The organism is Marisediminicola antarctica, assembly GCF_009930795.1.
Taxonomy (GTDB): Bacteria; Actinomycetota; Actinomycetes; order Actinomycetales; family Microbacteriaceae; genus Marisediminicola; species Marisediminicola antarctica.
Genome location: NZ_CP017146.1, coordinates 236566 through 254573, shown reverse-complemented (window position 1 = coordinate 254573; position 18008 = coordinate 236566). Strand labels below are relative to the sequence as shown.

Sequence of the window (18008 nt, the reverse complement as noted above, 5' to 3'; positions counted from 1 at the left end):
GGCTCAGGAGCGCTGCACCGCGGACTCCTCGATGACGGCGATCTCGCTCGCGGGGCTCCCGCCGTCGTGGGTCACGCCGACCCGCCAGCCCGTGCGCCAAGCCCGCAGGTGCTGGTGCCGAACCATCCAGACGAGGCCCACGATCGCCGCCGCGAATCCGGATGCCGCTCCGACACCGAGCGAGAACCTCGGCCCCAGTTCGTTCGCGACGAGGCCGACAATGGGTGCTCCGATCGGGGTGCCGCCCATGAAGATGGCCATGTAGATCGCCATCACCCGGCCGCGCACGGTGGGATCGGTCGAGAGCTGCACCATGCCGTTGGCCGTGGTCATGAAGGTCTGTGCGGCGACACCGACGAGCACCAGCGCGAGCCCGAACGACCACAGCGTCGGCACGATCGCGGCGACGAGGCATCCGAATCCGAACACGGCCGCCGAGGCGAGCAGGAACCGCAGGCGCGGGGTCTCGCGGCGGGCCGACAGCAGCGCACCGGTGACCGAGCCGACGGCCATCACCGACGAGAGCACGCCGAACTCGGCGGCCCCCGCCCCGTACTCGACCCGCGCCATCGTCGCGATGAAGATGCCGAAGTTGAGCCCGAAGGTGCCGATGAGGAAGACCATGGCGAGGATCACGAGGATGTCTGGCCGCCGGGCGACGTAGCGGAAGCCGCCGACGAGGTTGCCGCGCTCACGTACCGCCCGCGGCGCCGGCCGGAGCTCGCGCACCCGCAGGAAAGTGAGGGAGAGGAGCACCGCGGCGAAGGACGCGGCGTTGATGAGGAAGACGGGACCGGCACCGACGAGCACCGTGAGCAGGCCCGCGACCGCCGGCCCGATCATCCGCGCGGCGCTGAACGACGCCGAGTTCAGCGCGACGGCGTTGGAGAGGTTGCCGCGGCCGACGAGCTGCGACACGAACGTCTGCCGGGCCGGTGCGTCGAACGCCGCGACGCAGCCGAGCAGCGCCGCGAAGACGTACACGTGCCAGAGCTCAACGACGCCGGTGATGGTCAGTATCCCGAGGGCGAGGCCGAGCACGCCCATCAGCGCCTGGGTCGTCATGAGGATGCGACGCTGGTCGAATCGATCGGCGACGAGTCCGGTCAGTGGGAGCAGGATCAGCTGCGGGCCGAACTGCAGTGCCATCACGATGCCGACCGCGACGGCGTCGTTGTCGGTCAGCTGGGTGAGCACGAGCCAGTCCTGCGCTGTGCGCTGCATCCACGTGCCGACGTTCGACACGAGGGCGCCGGCTGCCCAGACGCGATAGTTGAACCCGCCCAGCGAGCGGAACATGGTGCTCAACTCGCGGCGAGCCCCTGCAGCACGGCGGCCGCCTCTGACAGCGCACTGCGCTGCATCGGCGTCAGCGTCTCGAGTCGCCCGCTGAGCCATTCGTCCCGCCGCCGCCTGGTCTCGCGCACGATGCTCGTGCCGTCCACGCTCAGGGCCAGCAGCACCTTGCGCCGGTCCTCTGTCGACGGGTGCCGCTCGACGTAGCCGGCCGCGACGAGGGCGTTCACGGTGCGGTTCATCGACGGGAGGGTGACCCGCTCTATCTCGCTGAGCTGACTGAGGGTCTGGGCGCCGCGCACGGCGAGCACCCCGAGCACGGTTGTCTGTCCATCGGTGAGGCCGTCGTCGGCTTTTTCGGCCCGCAACCGCCGGGCAAGCCGGATGACGGATGCGCGCAGCTCTGAGCTCAGGTCAGGGATGTCGCGCTCGTCGGTCACGATTGCTTAGCCTAACAAATTAGCCTAGCTAAGCAAATGGGCTACTCCCGCGCGAGCAGCGTGTCGATGCGCGCGAGCAGCTCTTTCGAGTTGAACGGCTTGAGGATGTACTCGTCGGCGCCCGACTCGAACGCGCGCTCGACATCCTCCTCCTGCGCCTTCGCCGTCAGCATCAGGATGCGGGTCCTCCACACCGCAGGATCCTCGCGCACGGCGTGGCAGACCTCGAGTCCAGTCATCCTCGGCATCATCCAGTCGAGGATCACGAGCTCAGGGTGTTCTGTGCGAACGGCGGCCAGACCGGCCTCCCCGTCCATCGCTGACGTCACGTCGTGACCGGCACGTCGCAGCTTGTGCATCACGAGGGTCAGCACGTCCGGGTCGTCTTCGACCACGAGAATTCGCGCCATTGCCACCGCCCCCCTTCGTGCGCCGGTAAGTTTACGAGTAACGCGGACCAATCTTGTCATCTTCTGGGGCCGTCGAGGGGGAGCGTTATGGCTGGACAAAACATCGTGTCGTCGGTGCGCGCTGCACGCGGAAGCTCGCGGCTTCTCGCGCACGTCGCCACCCTGTTTCTCATCTACGTGCTCGGCCTCGCCGCTGTCTTCCTCATCCCGCCGGGATCGTTCTTCGCCGCGTGGTGGCCGGCGGCGGGGGTGAGCGTCGCGGCAATGCTCTGCATGAAAGGCCCCGCCTGGCGGATGGCGATCGCCATCGCGCTGGTCACCACGGCATCGAACTACGTGGCCGGCCAGCCGCTCACCGTCTCGGTGCTGTTCGGCGTGGCGAACGCAGGCGAGGCCTGGCTGGTAGCCACGCTCATCACCCGCGGCGGCCGGGAAGCGCGGCTCGAGGGCATGCCCGACGTCGGACGCCTGCTCGTCGCCGTACTGGCGGGTGCCGCGGGCTTCGGGGTACTTGCCGGGGGAATGGTATCGCTGCTGCTCGGCGGTGACTTCGTCGCGAGCGTCGTCGCGCTTGCGGCATCCCATGCCTCGGCGGTGATCGTGATCGTGCCGACCGTGCTTTCGAGCGCCTCGTCGCTGTACGTCGGCCGCGGCGTCGAGCGGCTCATCCAGTTGGCATCTCTCGCTTCGGTCGTGTTCCTGGTCTTCTCACCGGGCCAGAACGTCTCCCTCGCCTTCCTGACCTTCCCGGTGCTCGCCTGGGCCACATTCCGTTTCGGAGTGAAGTTCGTCGCGGTGGAAATTCTCATGACCGCCATCTGCGTCACCGTGCTGACCGCGGTCGGTGGCGGTCCGTTTGTCGGAGACGGGCTCGGTGTGCTGAACACCTCCCAGTTGCTTCAGATCTACCTGATCTCTCTGGCGGCATCAATGCTCTTCCTCTCGACGGCCCGGCGCGAGCGCGAGAAACTCGCCCTTGAGGTGGAGGCGCGGGAGCAGCTCCTGCGCGGCGGCTTCGTCGGCGCTCAGGTGGGATTCGTGATCCTCGCGCAGCACGGCAGCGATTCGATCAGGGCGGTCGAGGGCAACTCAGTCGCGGCCCAGCTGCTCGGCTGGCCCGAGCTCGCGACACCCTCGCGCACGGAACTGCTCGTGCCGATCCACGGCGACGATCCGTTCATTGAGATCGCCGCGCGCGTGCTGACGGATGCCGGCGATGGGTTCAGCGGCGACATCGAACTGCCGAACGGGCGCCTCATCGAGCTCTTCGTGACGAGGTTCGGCGGCGAGGACGGCGCCGCCGTCGTAACCGCGCAGTTGATCGATGTGACAACCAGGCGGGCGGCGGAGCGCGCCACCCTCGACGCCCTGCGCCAGGAGAAGGATGTCGCGGACCGGCTCCGCGACCTGAGCCGCCAGAAGGACAACTTCGCGTCGTCGGTGAGCCACGAGCTGCGCACCCCGATCACGAGCATCCTCGGCTTCGCGGAGGAGCTCGAGGAGACGACGACGGGCGACGACCAGGCCTATGTGCGCATCATCCTGCGGAATGCCCGGCGGCTCACCGACCTCGTCGAGAACCTTCTCGAGATCTCCAGCATGACGACCCAGAACTCCATCCGCCCGGGCGCGGCCGTCGACGTGAACGACGTGCTCCGCGCCTGTATCGGCCAGCAGGGACAGGCTGCGCTCGGCCGCAACCAGACCATCACGGTGGCCGTGGACCTCGCCGATCCCGAGGTGCTGTGCGACGTGCGCGATCTGACGAGGATCGTCTCCAACGTTCTCTCGAATGCTCTCAAGTTCACGCCGGAGCACGGATCGGTGGAGCTCTCGTCATCTCTCCGCGGAGATCACGTCGAGGTCGTCGTGACCGACACCGGCCCCGGCATTCCTGCGGAGGACATCGAGCATGTCTTCGATCGGTTCTACCGGTCGCCCGCCGCCACGCTGAAGGGTGTGCCGGGAACGGGTCTCGGCCTGTCGATCGTGCAGTCGCTCGTCGAGCGCCTCGGCGGGTACGTCACCATCACCGACGCCGAACCGCACGGGACGACCGTGAAGATCGCGTTGCCTGCCGTGACAGCTGTGCCAGCTGTGCCGGAGGTGCCGGCGACCGTGGCCGGGTAGGCGCGCGCCGCCACCCGCCCGCCCTCGGCGCGGCAATACGCCCGCGCTCGCGCGCCAAAACACCCGCGCCCGCGCGCCAATACACCCGCCCCCGCGCGCCAATACACCCGCGCTCGCGCGCCAATACAATGGAGGCGTTCGAGGAGGGCACACGGTGATCCAGTTCACTGCGGCACGGCAGGACCACACCTTCACCGACGCCCACGGCGTGACGGTGCACTACTACGTGTGGAAGGCCGGCAAGTCGCGCGGAATCGTGCAGATCGCGCACGGGCTCGGCGAGTACGCCTCCCGCTACGAGCGGCTCGCGCAGGCGCTCGTCAAGGACGGCTACACCGTCTACGCCGACGACCACCGCGGGCACGGCCAGACGGGGCTCGGCCAGCACGGGAGCGATCTTTCCCGCCTGGGCCGCCTCGGCCCCGGCGGCATGAAGGCGACCGTCGAGGCGGTGCGCGACCTGAGCGCCATCATCCGCGCCGAAAACCCCAACGTTCCCTGTGCACTGTTCGGGCACAGCTGGGGTTCGATCATCGTGCAGAAGATCATCAACGACCACTCGGACGAGTACGACGCCGTCGTGCTGTCGGGAACCGCGTACCGCACCTTTGTGCACATGAAGGGCGGCGACCTCAACGCCCGGCACGCGCACCTCGGCGACACGGGATACGAGTGGCTGAGCCGCGATGAGAAGGTCTCGGCGGCGTTCCTCGCCGACGACCTCGCCTTCACCGCCGACGCCATCAAGCTCTTTGGGCTGCGCGACGCACTGGGTCTGCTCGGCAAGCCGGCGAAGCAGCTGAAGCACGACATCCCGCTGCTCATCCAGGTGGGCAGCGACGACCCGTTCGGCGGCACGACGAGCGCGGAACTACTTGCCCAGGCCTACGTGACCCGCTCGCGGCTGACCGATGTCGAGCTGATCATCTACACCGACGCGCGGCACGAGATCTACAACGAGACGAACTACCCCGAGGTTACGGCTGATCTGTTGAAGTGGCTCGCCGGCCACTTCGTTCGGGGTAGGTGACCTGGGTCAGCTCCTCGGAGAGGCTCCAGAGCCTCGCGGCGCTGGCGGGGTCGGATGCTGCGGCGGATCGCTCGACGAGAACCGGAGCTCCCTTGAGCTCGCCGCGGCCGGACGGCCCAACGTAGCTGGCACCTGGAACGTCGGCCGTCGCGGCGAACAGCGTCGGCAGGGCGCCGCCTGCGGCATCCTGCGAGAGCAGCCGGTTGCCGAGCTTCACGAGCGCCGTACCGAGTCGGTTCTCGGACTTCTGCAGGTTCGTCGCTGCCCATCCGGGGTGGGCGGCCGTGGCGATCACGGGAGAGCCGTCCTCGCTGAGGCGGCGCTGCAATTCGAGCGTGAACAGCAGGTTCGCGAGTTTGGACTGGCCGTACGCCTCCCAGCGTCGGTAGGTCCGGGTGTTCCAGTTCGGATCGACAGTGTCGATCTTGCCTCGGCGGTGGGCGAGGCTCGCGACTGTCACGACCCGGCCGGTGATGTGCGGCAGCAGCAGGTTGGTCAGCGCGAAGTGGCCGAGGTGGTTCGTGCCGAACTGTGCCTCGAAACCGTCCTTCGTGCGCGACAGCGGGGGTGCCATGATGCCGGCGTTGTTGATGAGCGCGTGGATGTCGCCGCTCCAGTCCTGGGCGAACTCGCGCACCGAGGCGAGGTCGGCGAGATCGAGCCTGCGCACCTCGACCGATTCGGCGATCGCGCCCGCGGCATCCGCCCCGCGCTTCGGATCCCGCACGGCGAGCACAACTCGTGCGCCGCGGCCGGCGAGGACCCGGGCGGCTTCGAAACCGATGCCGCTGTTGCCGCCGGTCACGATCACGGTGCGGCCCTCGAGTTCGGGAATGTCGGCGGCGGTCCAGTTGGTAGGCATCCTGCTACCGTACGTCCCCCCAGGCGAGGGCGCGCTGGGAGAGGCAGATTATGCTGAGGCCGATGGCCACGATCTTCAGCAGGATCATTCGCGGTGAGCTGCCGGCGCGCTTCGTCTGGAGCGACGACGTCGCCGTCGCGTTCCTCACGATTGAGCCGCGCTCGCCGGGGCACGTGCTCGTGGTGTCGCGCATCGAGGTGGACCGCTGGCTCGATCTCGGCGAGCAGACGATGGCGCACCTGATGGCGATCGCGCACAAGATCGGCGAGGCGCAGCGCGAGGAGTGGGGGAGCGATCGCGCCGGCCTCATGATCGAGGGCTACATGGTGCCGCACGTGCACATCCACGTGTGGCCGTCATGGTCGCCGTACGAATTCCACCCCGCCGGGATCGACCGGGCGGCCAGGCCATCGGACCTCGACGAGGCCGCCGCACGGTTGAGGACTCGGATGCGGTTGCACGGGCACAGCGAATTCGTTCCGGAAGACTGACGCTTCGGGGCGCTTAGGCTGGGTGCAACGAAAGGCACGACTATGCACGGTGAGTTCAAGGTTCCGGGCGGCAAGCTCGTCGTCGTCGATCTCGATGTCGAACAGGGCGCGATCGCGAACTTCCGGCTCGCCGGAGACTTCTTCCTCGAGCCCGACAGTGCGCTCGAGGCGATCAATTCGGCCGTGAACGGCCTACCGGACACGAGCGACGCCAAGCGCATCGCTGCGGCGGTCCGCGCCGCGCTTCCCGATGACGCGCTGCTGCTCGGGTTCTCGGCGGAGTCGGTCGCCGTCGCCGTACGCCGGTCGCTGGCGCGGGCCACCAATTGGGGTGACTACAACTGGCAGGTCATCCACGGCACAGCCTATTCGCCGGTGATGCAGATGGCGCTCGACCAGGTGCTCGCCGAAGAGGTCGGCGCCGGTCGCCGAGAGCCGACCCTGCGGTTGTGGGAGTGGGATGCCCCCGCCGTCGTCATCGGCAGCTTCCAGTCGGTGAAAAACGAGGTCGACCTCGTGAATGCCGACAAGCACGGCTTCACGGTCGTGCGCCGGATCAGCGGGGGCGGGGCCATGTTCATGGAGGCCGGCACCGCGATCACCTACTCGATCTACGCGCCGTCGGATTTAGTGGAGGGCATGACCTTCGCCGATTCCTACGCGTACCTCGACGAATGGGTGATCGTTGCGCTCAAGAACCTCGGGATCGACGCCTCGTATCAGCCGCTCAATGACATCACGAGCCCCAGTGGCAAGATCGGTGGTGCCGCGCAGAAGCGACTCGGCACCGGCGCCGTGCTGCACCACGTGACCATGAGCTACGACATGGACGGCGACAAGATGGTGCAGGTGCTGCGCATCGGCCGCGAGAAGATGAGCGACAAGGGCACCAAGAGCGCCGCGAAGCGCGTGGACCCGCTTCGCAGCCAAACCGGCCTGAGCCGCTCGGCGATCATCGACCAGATGGTGGCCACGTTCACCGGACTCTACGGTTCGACCCCAAGCAGCGTCACGCCGGACGAGCTCGAGAAGGCGTCGCTGCTCGTGGTCGAGAAGTTCGGCACGGAAGGCTGGCTGCAGCGCGTTCCCTAGGACCTGCAGTGCGATCCCTAGGAACTGCAGCGCGTTCCCTACAGCTGGGGAGCGCTTGCCTAGCGGGTCTGCAGCTCGGCGTACTCGGGATTGCGGCGCAGGAACTCGCGCACGAAGCCGCAGTCGGCGACGACCCGATAGTCGGTGTCGGCGCGGATGGTGTCGAGCAACGCTCGAACCATCCGTTCCCCAAGTCCCGAGCCGCGCAGCCGAGGCGTGATCTCGGTGTGGGTGATGTGGATCTGTTCCCCGATCACTCGGTAGTCGGCCAGGCCCACCTCCTCGCCGTCGACGCTGAAGAGGTACCGGTTCTCGGCCAAGAGATTCCGAAGTTCATTCATCGATCCAGCGTACGTTCGTGCGCCGGATGCGGCAACGCGAGTGCGAGAGAATGGACCATGCCCGCAGCCTGGACCCCGACATCCGCCAACCGGGTGATCCAGGGCGACAACCTCGCCGTCGTCTCCGCTCTGCCTGACGGCGCCTTCACCGCCGTCTACCTCGATCCACCGTTCAACACCGGGCGCAGCCAGTCCCGCCAGTCGACAACGAGCGTGCGGTCCGTCACCGGCGCGATCACGGGCTTCAAGGGGCAGCAGTACGATCGGATCCGCGGCGATCTGATGAGCTACGACGACCGCTTCGAGGACTACTGGTCGTTTCTCGAGCCCCGGCTGGCCGAGGCCTGGCGCTTGTTGTCCGACGACGGCACGCTCTACCTGCACCTCGACTACCGCGAGGCCCACTACGCGAAGGTGCTGCTCGACGCGCTGTTCGGCCGGGAGTGCTTTCTTAACGAGATCATCTGGGCCTACGACTACGGGGCCAAGAGCAAGAGCCGCTGGCCGGCCAAGCATGACACGATCCTCGTCTACGTTCGCAACCCCGCGAAGTACCACTTCGATTCGGCAGAGGTCGACCGCGAACCGTATATGGCACCGGGGCTGGTCACACCGGAGAAGGTCGCGAAGGGCAAGCTGCCGACGGATGTCTGGTGGCACACAATCGTGAGCCCGACGGGCAAGGAGAAGACCGGCTACCCGACCCAGAAGCCGGAGGGGATTCTGCGGCGCATGATCCAGGCATCCACCCGCGAGGGCGACTGGGTGCTCGACTTCTTCGCTGGCAGCGGCACGACGGGTGCCGCGGCGGCGAGCCTGCGGCGGCGATTCGTGCTGGTCGACGAGAGCCCGGATGCCGTGGCCGTCATCCGCAAGCGCCTCGACAAGGCGGGCGTGGCGTTCGAGTAAAGGTGGCGGCGCCGGCGCCGGCGACTGTTGGTGGTCGGCCGAGGCGACGGGAGTCCTCGGCGGCGTGAGGCCGGTTGAGCAGGTCGCGCAGCGACCGTGTCGAAACCCGAAACCGGTGGTTGTGCAGGTCGCGCGGCGACCGTGGATCTGCTGGTTGTGCAGGTCGCGCGGCGACCGTGTCGAAGCCGGGCTGGCGGGCGTCTTAGAACGGTGGCGGGTCCTCGTCCTCGGCGTCTGCTCCCCGGGCGTCTGCTCCCCGGGCGTCTGCTCCCCGGGCGTCGGCTCTCCGGGCGTCGGTTCTCTGGGCGCGCGCTGCTTCGTCCGCTGTCTGGTCCGTTCCCTGGTCGCGCGCGGCGGTATGGAGGGCGCGTTGGAGGTTGTCGTGTACTCCGCTGGTGATGACGGTTGCCGGTTCGGTGATGTGTGTCCGCCCCGCGGGGGAGGTCCATTCGAGGGCGCCGGTGCCATCGCGCGTGTGGGCGACAGTCCAGTTGGTTTCGTCTTTGATGGTGTGATGTTTCGGGCATAAATGGGCAAGGTTGTAGTGGGCGGTCGGATGTTGGTGTTGCCATTGCAGGGTGTGGTCGATGTCGCATTGTTCCGCTTGCCTGCTGCAGCCCGGGAAGCGGCAGGTCTCATCGCGTACCCGTAGGAAGTTGCGCAAATCGGTGGGTACCCGGTACCGGTCCCTGCCGACGGAGAGGATTGCTCCGGTCTCGGGGTGGGTGAGGAGGCGGATCATGCCCGGCGCGCCGGCGGCGAGCAGCCTCGCCGTGTTCGGATCGATCGGCCCGTACCCGTCGAGGGACCCGGGCTCCTCGCTCATTCCGAGGAGCACGAGAGCAGGCACGGTGACGCTGAGCCTCGGTCGGGTGTCGAAGTACCGGTCCCGCAGCGACCCCCTCCCGCGGATCCCGGACCGCCCCCAGCCGACCCTCCGGCCGGCGCGCATCAGCGTGACCCGGACCGCCCGGTTCCGGCGAGCTGACCCACGCCGGGTGCGGCGGGAGGCCATGCCCAGCGGGCCGTCACCGGCGCTGCCGCTGCCGTTGCCGCTGCCGCTGCCGTTGCCGTTGCCGCTGCCGTTGCCGTTGCCGCTGCCGCTGCCGCTGCCGCTGCCGCTGCCGCTGCCGGTGCCGCTGCCGCTGCCGCTGCCGCTGCCGCTGCCGCTGCCGCTGTCGCTGCCGCTGCCGTTGCCGTTGCCGTTGCCGCTGCCGGTGTCGTTGCGGTCGACGTTGCGGTCGACGTTGCGGTCGACGTTGCCGCTGTCATCTCCGGCCGTCGTGGTGGTGCTGTCGAGCATGACGTCGCTGAAGATGTCGGCGCGCAACTGCGCCAGAGTACGCACCTCCAGCGGCCCCTGCAGGGCTATCGCCGTGTCGGTGAGGCGGGTGAAGATCGCGACAGCCTCCGGTGCCGGGAGCAGCTGCGACAGCAACGCCAGACCATCCTGCTGCGGGTCCAGACGCACCTCCCGGTCCTCCCGCGCCCGCGCATGACGCTGTGTGATCGAGTCCGGATCCAGCAACTCCCGCAGAACCCGCGCCTTCTGCGTAAACTTCGACGCCGTCAACCGTCTCGCATAGGGCAGAGCCTGCCCCTCCAACACCACCCGAGCAGCAGCAGGCAGACCTGCGGTCTGATCGACCATGACCTGCGCATGCCGGTAACTGATCAACCCTCCCCGCAGAGCCTCGAGGGTGGCCGGGAGTTCATGGACCAGACTGCGACCGACCCCCAGCAGAGCGTCGATGGTGCGCTCCGGGATCCGCAACGCCGCCCCCAGCTCCGCCCGCACACTCCGCAACGCCAACTGCCGGCTGCCCGCCCTCGTGCGCTCCGTGCCCGCCTCGGCCAGCACGAGGGCCTGCTCGAACAACACCGCCCGATCACCCATCAGCCCCGCAATACCCTGCTCCACCCGCTCCAACGCATCGATCAGCCGCCCCATCGCCTCACCCGCCCCACCCGGCCCCGCCGCGACCCCAAACGGATACCCACGACCACCATCAAGCCCAGCACCGGCCTGGACGGCCTCGCCGGCCTGGCTGGCCTGGCCGGGCTGGCCGGCCTGGCTGGCCTGGCTGGCCTCGCCGGCCCGGCCGGGCTGGCCGGGGCAGTCGGGGACGCCCGGGTAATCGTCCTCATCAGCCCAGCGCGGGTCATCCAAATCCGGATCATGCGGGAACAACCCCGCCGGCATCCCCTCAAACGGCAAACCAACCCCCGGCCGGTACCCACGTGCCGCCATCTCCGCATCCGCCTCGATATTGAACTGCAGCATCGACTCAGCAAGCTCCGCCTGCTCCTCCGCCGTCCACCGATAGCTGCTCATACCCATAGTGAATACCCACCCACCGACACTCGACACGCCCAAACCGGACCGTGCGCGCCGAGCCACAAGCCCCGCACCGACACCCGGATTCCGTTCATGACCACAGCCCACACCCCACCACCGACATACCACCGACATTCCCGCCACCCCCGCGAAAGCCGCGGAAAACTACCCCCGCCGCGACCCGGAGGAGGACAAGACGAAGCACGACTCCCGCATCTCACATCGTCGCCGTCGCGCCGCGAATCGACTCGCTCTCAATCCCACAGTCGACGCCCGCCCACCGAAACCTGCTTCACGCTCAGTCAAGAGCCAACCGCGGGTGAGTCGGGCGGTGCCGCCGCGACGTCACCTGGTCGCAGCGTCCATCGTGGTGCTTTACGCCGTCGCCCGACAGGACTCGCGACCCGCGCTGCACACACCCGCGACCCGCGCTGCACACACCCGCGACCCGCGCTGCACACACCCGCGACCCGCGCTGCACCCACCCTCGACCGCACGCCCACGCGCGGAGTAGCGTGATCGCATCGCCCGGTGGCCGGGCTTCGGAGGTGCCCCGTGAACGACGAACCAGCCAGCGCGCAGCAGCCGAGCGACGACCAGCCGATGAACCACCTGACCGCGGAGGTTCTCGTGGTGGGCGCTGGCCCGACCGGCCTCATGCTCGCCAACTGGCTTGCGTGCCTCGGCGTCGGTGTCATCGTCATCGACGGCAAGGCGGGACCGACTACTGAATCGCGGGCCCTTGTCGTGCAGGCGCGCAGCATGGAGATCTACGACCAGCTCGGCATCGCCGAGGAGGTGCTCGCGCAGACTGTGCCGGTTCGCTCGATAGCCCCCGGATTCGGCACGCGCGTGTTCGGGCGCATCCCCATGGGGGAGATCGGCGCGGGGACGACACCGTACTCGAGCCTCTTTGTGCTCGAGCAGAGCCGCAATGAGCAGATCCTCTACGACAACCTCCGCCGCCTGGGCGGCGAGGTGCTCTGGGGGCACGAACTCGACACGATCGAGCTCGAACGGCTCGAACGGCTCGAACGGCTCGAACGGCTCGAACGGCTCGAACGGCTCGAACGGCTCGAACCCGATACCGTCGAGACGGATTCTGCGGCGGACGGCGACCCGCTCTGGGGCGTCACTGCGTCGATTCGCGGTTCGCGAGGTGCTGTGACGGTGCGCGCCCGGTACTGCGTTGGAGCAGACGGCACCAACTCGGCGGTGCGCCAGCTCACCGGAATCCCGTTCGAAGGCGCCACGAATGAGCTTCTCTTCTACGTGTGCGATGCGGTCGGCGTGACCGGGCTCGTGTCTGGTGCGGTGAACATCCGACCGGCCCCGCACGACGTGCTGCTGAGCTTCCCGATGGGTCAGGGGGAGCACCACCGCGTGATCGGCATCCTGCGCACGCCGGACGACGCGGTCGACGAGGAGGCGGTCCGGGCCCGGCTCGGCCTCGTCTACGGCGTGGACTGGATCGGCACCCGTTGGTTCTCGACCTACCGGGTTCACCACCGTGTCGCCGCCGAGTTCCGCCGCGGCCCCATCTTCCTCGCGGGCGACGCCGCCCACGTGCACTCGCCCGTCGGTGCCCAGGGCATGAACACGGGGCTGCAGGATGCCCACAACCTGGCCCTCGCGCTCGGCGACGTGTTCGCAGGCCGCGCCCCGGATGCCTCCCTCGACCGGTATGAGGCGGAGCGCCGCCCCGTGGCCCGCCGCCTGGTGTCGACCACCGACCGCGTGTTCGCGGCGGTCACCTCGGAGCGGTTGATCGCCTCGGTCGTCCGACGCGGCGTCATCCCGCTGGTCGGCCCGATCGCGGTGAGGCTCCTGCCGAAGATCACGGGAGCGCCGAGGCTGTTCGAGTACGTGTCACAGGTGCGCATCCACTACTGGATGAGCGAGCAGGACCGGGCACGCGGCCGACGAGGGGCGACCGTGGGCCGACGCCTGCCGTGGTCGGGCGACAACTTCGCCGTGCTCCGCAGTGCGACCTGGCAGGTGCACGCCTATGGCTCGGTGAACCCGAGCGCGGTCGACCGGCTCGGCGCGCAACTGGGCGTGCCGGTGCACACGTTTCCCGCACCCTCGACGCAGCGGCTTCGCGCTGGCATGTTCTACCTTGTGCGCCCCGACGGCTTCGTGGCGGCGCAGGCGACAGCATCCCAGGCGGCGGAAGTCTTCCGAGCGTCCCTGCCTGAGCAGTACCTCAGTGCGGCGGGCGGCTAAGCCGAGTCGCGTACAACGAGCCGTGTCGGCAGGATGCTCTGCCGCTCGACCTCTTCGCCGGCCAGGAGCGCGAGGAGGTTGTGCGCCATCCTCAGGCCCATCTCGGTCGACGGTTGGTGCACCGTCGTGAGCTGTGGGTCAGTGCTCGTCGCGGCGGGGCTGTCGTCGAAGCCGACGAGGCTGACCTGGTCGGGTACCGAGATGCCCCGTTCGCGGAGCACCGAAATGGCCCCCATGGCCATCAGGTCGCTCGCGACGAAGACGGCGTCGAGGTTCGGTTCGCGATCGAGGAGGTCGCGCATGGCGCTTGCCCCGCTGGCCATGGTGAAGTCGCCGTGCGCGATGAGGTCCGTGGGAAGCCCGGCACCGGTGAGGGCGCTGACCCAGCCCTTGGAGCGGTCGTTCGCCGCCTGCATGTCGACCGGACCGGAGATTGTCCCGATCCGACGGCGCCCCTTGTCGAGGAGGTACTCAGTGGCCAGTGCGGCGCCTGCGGCGTTGTCGACGTCGACGAAGTAGTTGCTGTGCTGCTCGGGGTGGAACGGCCGTCCGCCGAAGACGACCGGAATCGTCGCGTCGAGCTCGGAGAAGAACTCCACGTCGGAGTGGTGCGAGACGACGATCGCCCCATCGACGTTGCCGCCGAGCAGGTACTTCTTCGTCTTCAGTGATGTGGACGTGCGGCTCGCGAGCTGAAGGTTCAGAACGTAGTCACTCGACTCGAGCCCGCGGGTGATGCCTTGCACGATCGCCGCGAAGAACGGGTCTCCGAAGAATCGCGCCGCCTCCTCGGGCACGATGAGCGCGATGGCCATCGTCTGACGGCTCGCGAGCGATCGGGCGGCGCGGTTCGGAACGTAGTCGAGGCGCGCGATGGCCGCGTTGACGGCATCCACCACGTCCGGACGCACCTGGGTCGAACCGTTTACCACGCGCGACACGGTGGAGCGCGACACGCCCGCCGCGCTCGCAACGGCCTCGAGGGTCGGTGCGGCGCGACGGGTCGCCTGATGGGCAGCAATCATAAGAAAATCCTAGTTGAGCCGTCGGTCCCGAATGATGGTGCCGTACTCGAGCGCGCTGTCCTTGAGAGTGCGCACTTGCGTGTTGTAGTCGACCCTCACGATGCCGAACCGCTTCTCGTAGCCCCAGGCCCACTCGAAGTTGTCCATGAGTGACCAGTAGAAGTAGCCGCCGACGGGCACGCCGTCGTCGATCGCGTCCAGGATCGCCGCGAGGTGGTCGCGGAGGAAGTCGACGCGGTCAGCATCGTGCACGCGGCCGTCGTCGGCCACGACGTCGTCGTAGGCCGCGCCGTTCTCGGTCACGTAGATGCCCGTTCCCGTCGGCTCCGTGTAGTCGCGGTGCACCCGCCCCAGCAGGCGGGTCAGGCCCTCTGGCTGCACCTCCCAGTCCATCGCCGTCACCGGCAGGCCGCGCGGATGCCAGAAAACGCCATCCGCAGCTGGGAACGGTGAGCGCTTGGGGCGCTCGGACGGCGCCGCCGCCCTCTCCCCCAGCGGTCCCGGATGCGCACTCACCGATTCGCCGTGGTAGTAGTTCACTCCAAGGACGTCGATCGTCGTAGAGATGATCTCGAGGTCACCTGACTGCACGACGCTCTCGAAACCGAGGCCGGCGACGTCGTCGAGCACGTCGTCCGGGTAGGAGCCGCGAAAGAGGGGGTCGAGGAAGAAGCGGTTGAACTGGCCGTCGATGCGGCGCGCCGCATCCAGGTCGCCCGCATCGTCGGGATTCACCGGATCGGCGACGGTGAGGTTGAGGGTGATGCCCAGCTCGAGGCTCGAGTCGCGCGTGCGGAGCTCCTGCGCCGCGAGGCCGTGGCCGAGAAGCAGGTGATGGGCCGCCGCGAGGCCGGCCGCGGGATCCTGCCGCCCCGGCGCGTGCTCGCCCGCGATGTAGCTCAGAAACGAGGAGCACCACGGTTCGTTGAGAGTCGTCCACGACTCGACCCGGTCGCCGAGCACATCGTGCACGGAGGCGGCGTACTCCGCGAAGAGGTACGCGGTGTCGCGGTTGACCCAGCCGCCCTTCTCCTCGAGTGCCTGGGGAAGATCCCAGTGGTAGAGGGTGAGCCAGGGCTTGATGTTCCTCTCGAGCAGCTCGTCGACGAGCCGCGAGTAGAACGCGAGACCCTTCGCGTTGACGGCGCCGCCGTCGGGCCGCACCCGTGACCAGGACGTCGAAAAGCGGTAGGTCTGCAGACCGAGATCGGCCATCATCGCCACATCCTGCGCGTACCGGTGGTAATGGTCGCAGGCGACATCACCGTTCTCCGCGCCGACGACCGCGCCCGGCACACGGGCGAAGGCGTCCCAGATCGAGTCGGTGCGGCCGTCCTCGTGCGCCGCCCCCTCGATTTGGTAGGCCGCGGTCGCCGCGCCGAACAGGAAGGTCGGCGGGAACGTCCGCGTCTCGACCTGCCGTGTGAGTTTGGATAGCTGGGTCATCCCTTTACCGCTCCCTGCATGATTCCGGAGACGAGCTGCTTGCCCGCCACCACGAAGAGGATCAGCAGCGGGATGGTCGACAGCAGCACCCCGGCCAGCACGATCGAGTAGTCGATGAAGAAGTTGTTCTGGAGCAGCGACAGCGCCACCGGGAGGGTGGGGTTGTTGCTGTCGAGAATGATGAACGGCCAGAAGAAGTTCGTCCACGTCGCGATGAAGATGAACAGGGCGAGCATCGCGGCAGCGGGGCGGGCTGCCGGCACGCCGACGTGCCAGAAGGTGCGGATCATGCTCGCACCGTCGACCCTGGCGGCCTCAATGAGCTCATCCGGGAGTGTCTGGCTGAGGTACTGCGTCATCCAGAACACCCCGAATGCCGACACGAGAGCCGGCAGGATGACCGCGAGGATGTTGCCGCTCAGACCGAGCCACTGCGACATCGCGATGAACAGCGGCACGATGCCGAGCTGGGTCGGAACGGCCATCGTCGCGATGACGAAGATCAGCAGTCCCTTGCTGCCGCGGAACTTGAGCTTGGCGAACGCATAGCCGGCCAGGGTCGAGAAGAAGACCACCGACGCGGAGACGACCGTCGAGACGATGATGCTGTTGGAAAGCGCCTTCCAGAAGTTGACGCTCGGGTCGTTCACGACCTTCGCTGCATTGCTCAGGAAGTTGCCGCCCGGCATCCAGTCGACGTCTTGGCTGTTGATCGTCGACGAGTCGCCGCTTCCGATGAGGAACGACCAGTAGAGAGGGAAGAGCGACGCGAGGATGACCACGACGAGGAACACATAGCCGAGCGTGGACGGTTTGTTGGTCGCGATCGCCTTGGAGCGGCGCTTGGCACGCCGGCTGGTCTTGTAGGCCGGCACCGGCGGGCGGGAGGGGGTGTGGGGAGCGGGACGCTCGGTTGTGGCGGTCATTTGCTGCTCCTGCTTCCGCTCGTCGCGATGGTGCGGGTGGCCGCGAGGTTGATGAGCCCCACGACGATAATGATGAGGAAGAGCAACCAGGCGGCGGCGGCGGCGCGACCGAATTGGCCGCCTCCCGCGGGGCCGAACCCCAGGTTGTAGATGTACATCGTGATTGTGAGCCACTGGCTGCTCGCGCCACCGGCTCCCGTCGTGTCGTACATGCGCGGCTCGTCGAAGATCTGCAGTCCGCCGATGGTCGAGGTGATGATCACAAAGATCAGCGTCGGGCGCAGCGAGGGGATGGTGATCGAGAAGAACTGTCGGATGCGGTTCGCGCCGTCGAGCATGGCCGCCTCGTAATAGTCGCGCGGCACGGCCTGCATGGCCGCGAGGAAGATGAGCGCGTTGTAGCCGGTCCAGCGGAAGTTCACCATCGTCGCGATCGCGAAGTGGCTGGGGAGGACCTGCGAGTGCCAGCCGACCGGGTCGATGCCGATGCGTCCGAGCGCGTTGTTCACGAGCCCGTACTGGTCGCCGAACATGTTGCTGAAGATGAGGGCGACGGCGACGGGAGCGACGACGTAGGGGACGAGAACTCCCATGCGCCAGAAGGTCTTGGCGCGGAGGTTCTGGTCGAGGATCGCCGCGATGATCAGCGCGAGGATGACCTGCGGAATCGCCGAGATCAGGAAGATGCTGAAGCTGTTGCGCAGGGCGACCCAGAACTTGTCCTGGCCGAGAACCCACTCAAAGTTGCCGGAGCCGGCGAAGTCACCCTGGCCGCCGATGATGTGCCAGTCGAAGACCGAGACATAGGCGGTGTAGAGCAGTGGGAACAGGCCGGTGAGGATGAAGAGGATAAAGAACGGGGAGACGTAGAGGTACGGGGAGACCTTCATGTCCCAGCGGTTCAGCTTGTGGCTGAGCGTGATGCGGCGGATCTCTCGATCCTCGGCGAGCGACTGCGTTGTCATTACTGCTCCTCGCGGTTGAGGGGGTGGAACTCAGGGGAATGGGCCGGGCCGCGGTGAATCGCGACCCGGCCCATTGAGCGG

At 67.8% G+C, this 18008-nt stretch carries 16 protein-coding genes; 6 read left to right on the top strand and 10 right to left on the bottom strand.

From position 1 onward, the window contains the following. Positions 1-3 precede the first annotated feature (3 nt). Genes BHD05_RS01200 through BHD05_RS01190 form a run of 3 tightly spaced genes read right to left on the bottom strand, consistent with a single transcriptional unit; the run spans position 4 to position 2146 of the window. Positions 4-1308, bottom strand: coding sequence for an MFS transporter (locus tag BHD05_RS01200; RefSeq protein WP_202614253.1), 1305 nt, complete (start codon positions 1306-1308; stop codon positions 4-6). Continuing rightward, entirely contained in the window at positions 1305-1736 is a 432-nt protein-coding gene (locus BHD05_RS01195; protein ID WP_161884809.1) for a MarR family winged helix-turn-helix transcriptional regulator, read from the bottom strand. Before BHD05_RS01195 ends, BHD05_RS01200 begins: the two co-directional genes overlap by 4 nt. A 41-nt stretch (positions 1737-1777) precedes the next feature. Next, the gene (locus BHD05_RS01190; protein ID WP_161884808.1) at positions 1778-2146 is read right to left on the bottom strand and encodes a response regulator transcription factor; all 369 of its coding nucleotides are present in this window, start codon (positions 2144-2146) and stop codon (positions 1778-1780) included. Between the two features lie 87 nt (positions 2147-2233). Between BHD05_RS01190 and BHD05_RS01185 the strand changes: the two genes are divergently transcribed. Further along, the gene (locus tag BHD05_RS01185) at positions 2234-4276 is read left to right on the top strand and encodes a sensor histidine kinase (RefSeq protein ID WP_161884807.1); all 2043 of its coding nucleotides are present in this window, start codon (positions 2234-2236) and stop codon (positions 4274-4276) included. Between the two features lie 154 nt (positions 4277-4430). Next, the gene (locus BHD05_RS01180) at positions 4431-5306 is read left to right on the top strand and encodes an alpha/beta hydrolase (protein WP_161884806.1); all 876 of its coding nucleotides are present in this window, start codon (positions 4431-4433) and stop codon (positions 5304-5306) included. On the opposite strand, the gene BHD05_RS01175 is transcribed toward BHD05_RS01180, so the two are convergent. Then, positions 5254-6168: an oxidoreductase gene (locus tag BHD05_RS01175; protein WP_161884805.1), complete on the bottom strand. Its 915-nt coding sequence runs from the start codon at positions 6166-6168 to the stop codon at positions 5254-5256. The two genes, BHD05_RS01180 and BHD05_RS01175, sit on opposite strands and share 53 nt — an antisense overlap. 62 nt (positions 6169-6230) lie before the next feature. Here BHD05_RS01175 and BHD05_RS01170 point away from each other — a divergent pair, with 62 nt between their 5' ends. After that, positions 6231-6659 (top strand): HIT family protein, encoded by a 429-nt coding sequence (locus BHD05_RS01170; RefSeq protein WP_161884804.1) that lies wholly within the window; start codon positions 6231-6233, stop codon positions 6657-6659. 42 nt (positions 6660-6701) lie between these two features. Beyond that, on the top strand, positions 6702-7751 hold the full coding sequence (locus tag BHD05_RS01165) for a lipoate--protein ligase family protein (protein ID WP_161884803.1): 1050 nt from the start codon (positions 6702-6704) through the stop codon (positions 7749-7751). 59 nt (positions 7752-7810) lie between these two features. Here the strand turns inward: BHD05_RS01165 and BHD05_RS01160 are convergent, their stop codons facing one another. Next, positions 7811-8092, bottom strand: a complete 282-nt coding sequence (locus BHD05_RS01160; protein ID WP_161884802.1) for a GNAT family N-acetyltransferase — start codon at positions 8090-8092, stop codon at positions 7811-7813. Between the two features lie 57 nt (positions 8093-8149). On the opposite strand from BHD05_RS01160, the gene BHD05_RS01155 reads away from it, so the two are divergent. Continuing rightward, positions 8150-9001 (top strand): DNA-methyltransferase, encoded by an 852-nt coding sequence (locus BHD05_RS01155; protein ID WP_161884801.1) that lies wholly within the window; start codon positions 8150-8152, stop codon positions 8999-9001. Between the two features lie 202 nt (positions 9002-9203). Here BHD05_RS01155 and BHD05_RS01150 read toward each other — a convergent pair whose 3' ends face one another. Then, positions 9204-11336: an HNH endonuclease signature motif containing protein gene (locus BHD05_RS01150; RefSeq protein ID WP_161884800.1), complete on the bottom strand. Its 2133-nt coding sequence runs from the start codon at positions 11334-11336 to the stop codon at positions 9204-9206. 558 nt (positions 11337-11894) lie between these two features. Here BHD05_RS01150 and BHD05_RS01145 point away from each other — a divergent pair. Beyond that, on the top strand, positions 11895-13565 hold the full coding sequence (locus BHD05_RS01145) for an FAD-dependent monooxygenase (protein ID WP_161884799.1): 1671 nt from the start codon (positions 11895-11897) through the stop codon (positions 13563-13565). Here BHD05_RS01145 and BHD05_RS01140 read toward each other — a convergent pair. Genes BHD05_RS01140 through BHD05_RS01125 form a run of 4 tightly spaced genes read right to left on the bottom strand, consistent with a single transcriptional unit; the run spans position 13562 to position 17927 of the window. Continuing rightward, the gene (locus BHD05_RS01140; RefSeq protein ID WP_161884798.1) at positions 13562-14590 is read right to left on the bottom strand and encodes a LacI family DNA-binding transcriptional regulator; all 1029 of its coding nucleotides are present in this window, start codon (positions 14588-14590) and stop codon (positions 13562-13564) included. The two genes, BHD05_RS01145 and BHD05_RS01140, sit on opposite strands and share 4 nt — an antisense overlap. 9 nt (positions 14591-14599) lie before the next feature. After that, on the bottom strand, positions 14600-16036 hold the full coding sequence (locus BHD05_RS01135) for a GH1 family beta-glucosidase (RefSeq protein WP_161884797.1): 1437 nt from the start codon (positions 16034-16036) through the stop codon (positions 14600-14602). Continuing rightward, positions 16033-16962, bottom strand: coding sequence for a carbohydrate ABC transporter permease (locus tag BHD05_RS01130; RefSeq protein ID WP_161884796.1), 930 nt, complete (start codon positions 16960-16962; stop codon positions 16033-16035). The genes BHD05_RS01135 and BHD05_RS01130 overlap by 4 nt, the downstream gene beginning before the upstream one ends. Further along, a complete protein-coding gene (locus tag BHD05_RS01125; protein ID WP_161884795.1) occupies positions 16959-17927 on the bottom strand; it encodes a carbohydrate ABC transporter permease in 969 nt (322 codons plus the stop codon). The genes BHD05_RS01130 and BHD05_RS01125 overlap by 4 nt, the downstream gene beginning before the upstream one ends. Positions 17928-18008 lie beyond the last annotated feature (81 nt).

Bases quoted from the DNA above. Each gene is read 5' to 3' on its own strand.
- BHD05_RS01190 (WP_161884808.1), bottom strand. From the start codon at position 2,146: ATGGCGCGAATTCTCGTGGTCGAAGACGACCCGGACGTGCTGACCCTC.
- BHD05_RS01185 (WP_161884807.1), top strand. From the start codon at position 2,234: ATGGCTGGACAAAACATCGTGTCGTCGGTGCGCGCTGCACGCGGAAGC.
- BHD05_RS01175 (WP_161884805.1), bottom strand. From the start codon at position 6,168: ATGCCTACCAACTGGACCGCCGCCGACATTCCCGAACTCGAGGGCCGC.
- BHD05_RS01170 (WP_161884804.1), top strand. From the start codon at position 6,231: ATGGCCACGATCTTCAGCAGGATCATTCGCGGTGAGCTGCCGGCGCGC.
- BHD05_RS01165 (WP_161884803.1), top strand. From the start codon at position 6,702: ATGCACGGTGAGTTCAAGGTTCCGGGCGGCAAGCTCGTCGTCGTCGAT.
- BHD05_RS01160 (WP_161884802.1), bottom strand. From the start codon at position 8,092: ATGAATGAACTTCGGAATCTCTTGGCCGAGAACCGGTACCTCTTCAGC.
- BHD05_RS01155 (WP_161884801.1), top strand. From the start codon at position 8,150: ATGCCCGCAGCCTGGACCCCGACATCCGCCAACCGGGTGATCCAGGGC.
- BHD05_RS01150 (WP_161884800.1), bottom strand. From the start codon at position 11,336: ATGAGCAGCTATCGGTGGACGGCGGAGGAGCAGGCGGAGCTTGCTGAG.
- BHD05_RS01140 (WP_161884798.1), bottom strand. From the start codon at position 14,590: ATGATTGCTGCCCATCAGGCGACCCGTCGCGCCGCACCGACCCTCGAG.
- BHD05_RS01135 (WP_161884797.1), bottom strand. From the start codon at position 16,036: ATGACCCAGCTATCCAAACTCACACGGCAGGTCGAGACGCGGACGTTC.
- BHD05_RS01130 (WP_161884796.1), bottom strand. From the start codon at position 16,962: ATGACCGCCACAACCGAGCGTCCCGCTCCCCACACCCCCTCCCGCCCG.
- BHD05_RS01125 (WP_161884795.1), bottom strand. From the start codon at position 17,927: ATGACAACGCAGTCGCTCGCCGAGGATCGAGAGATCCGCCGCATCACG.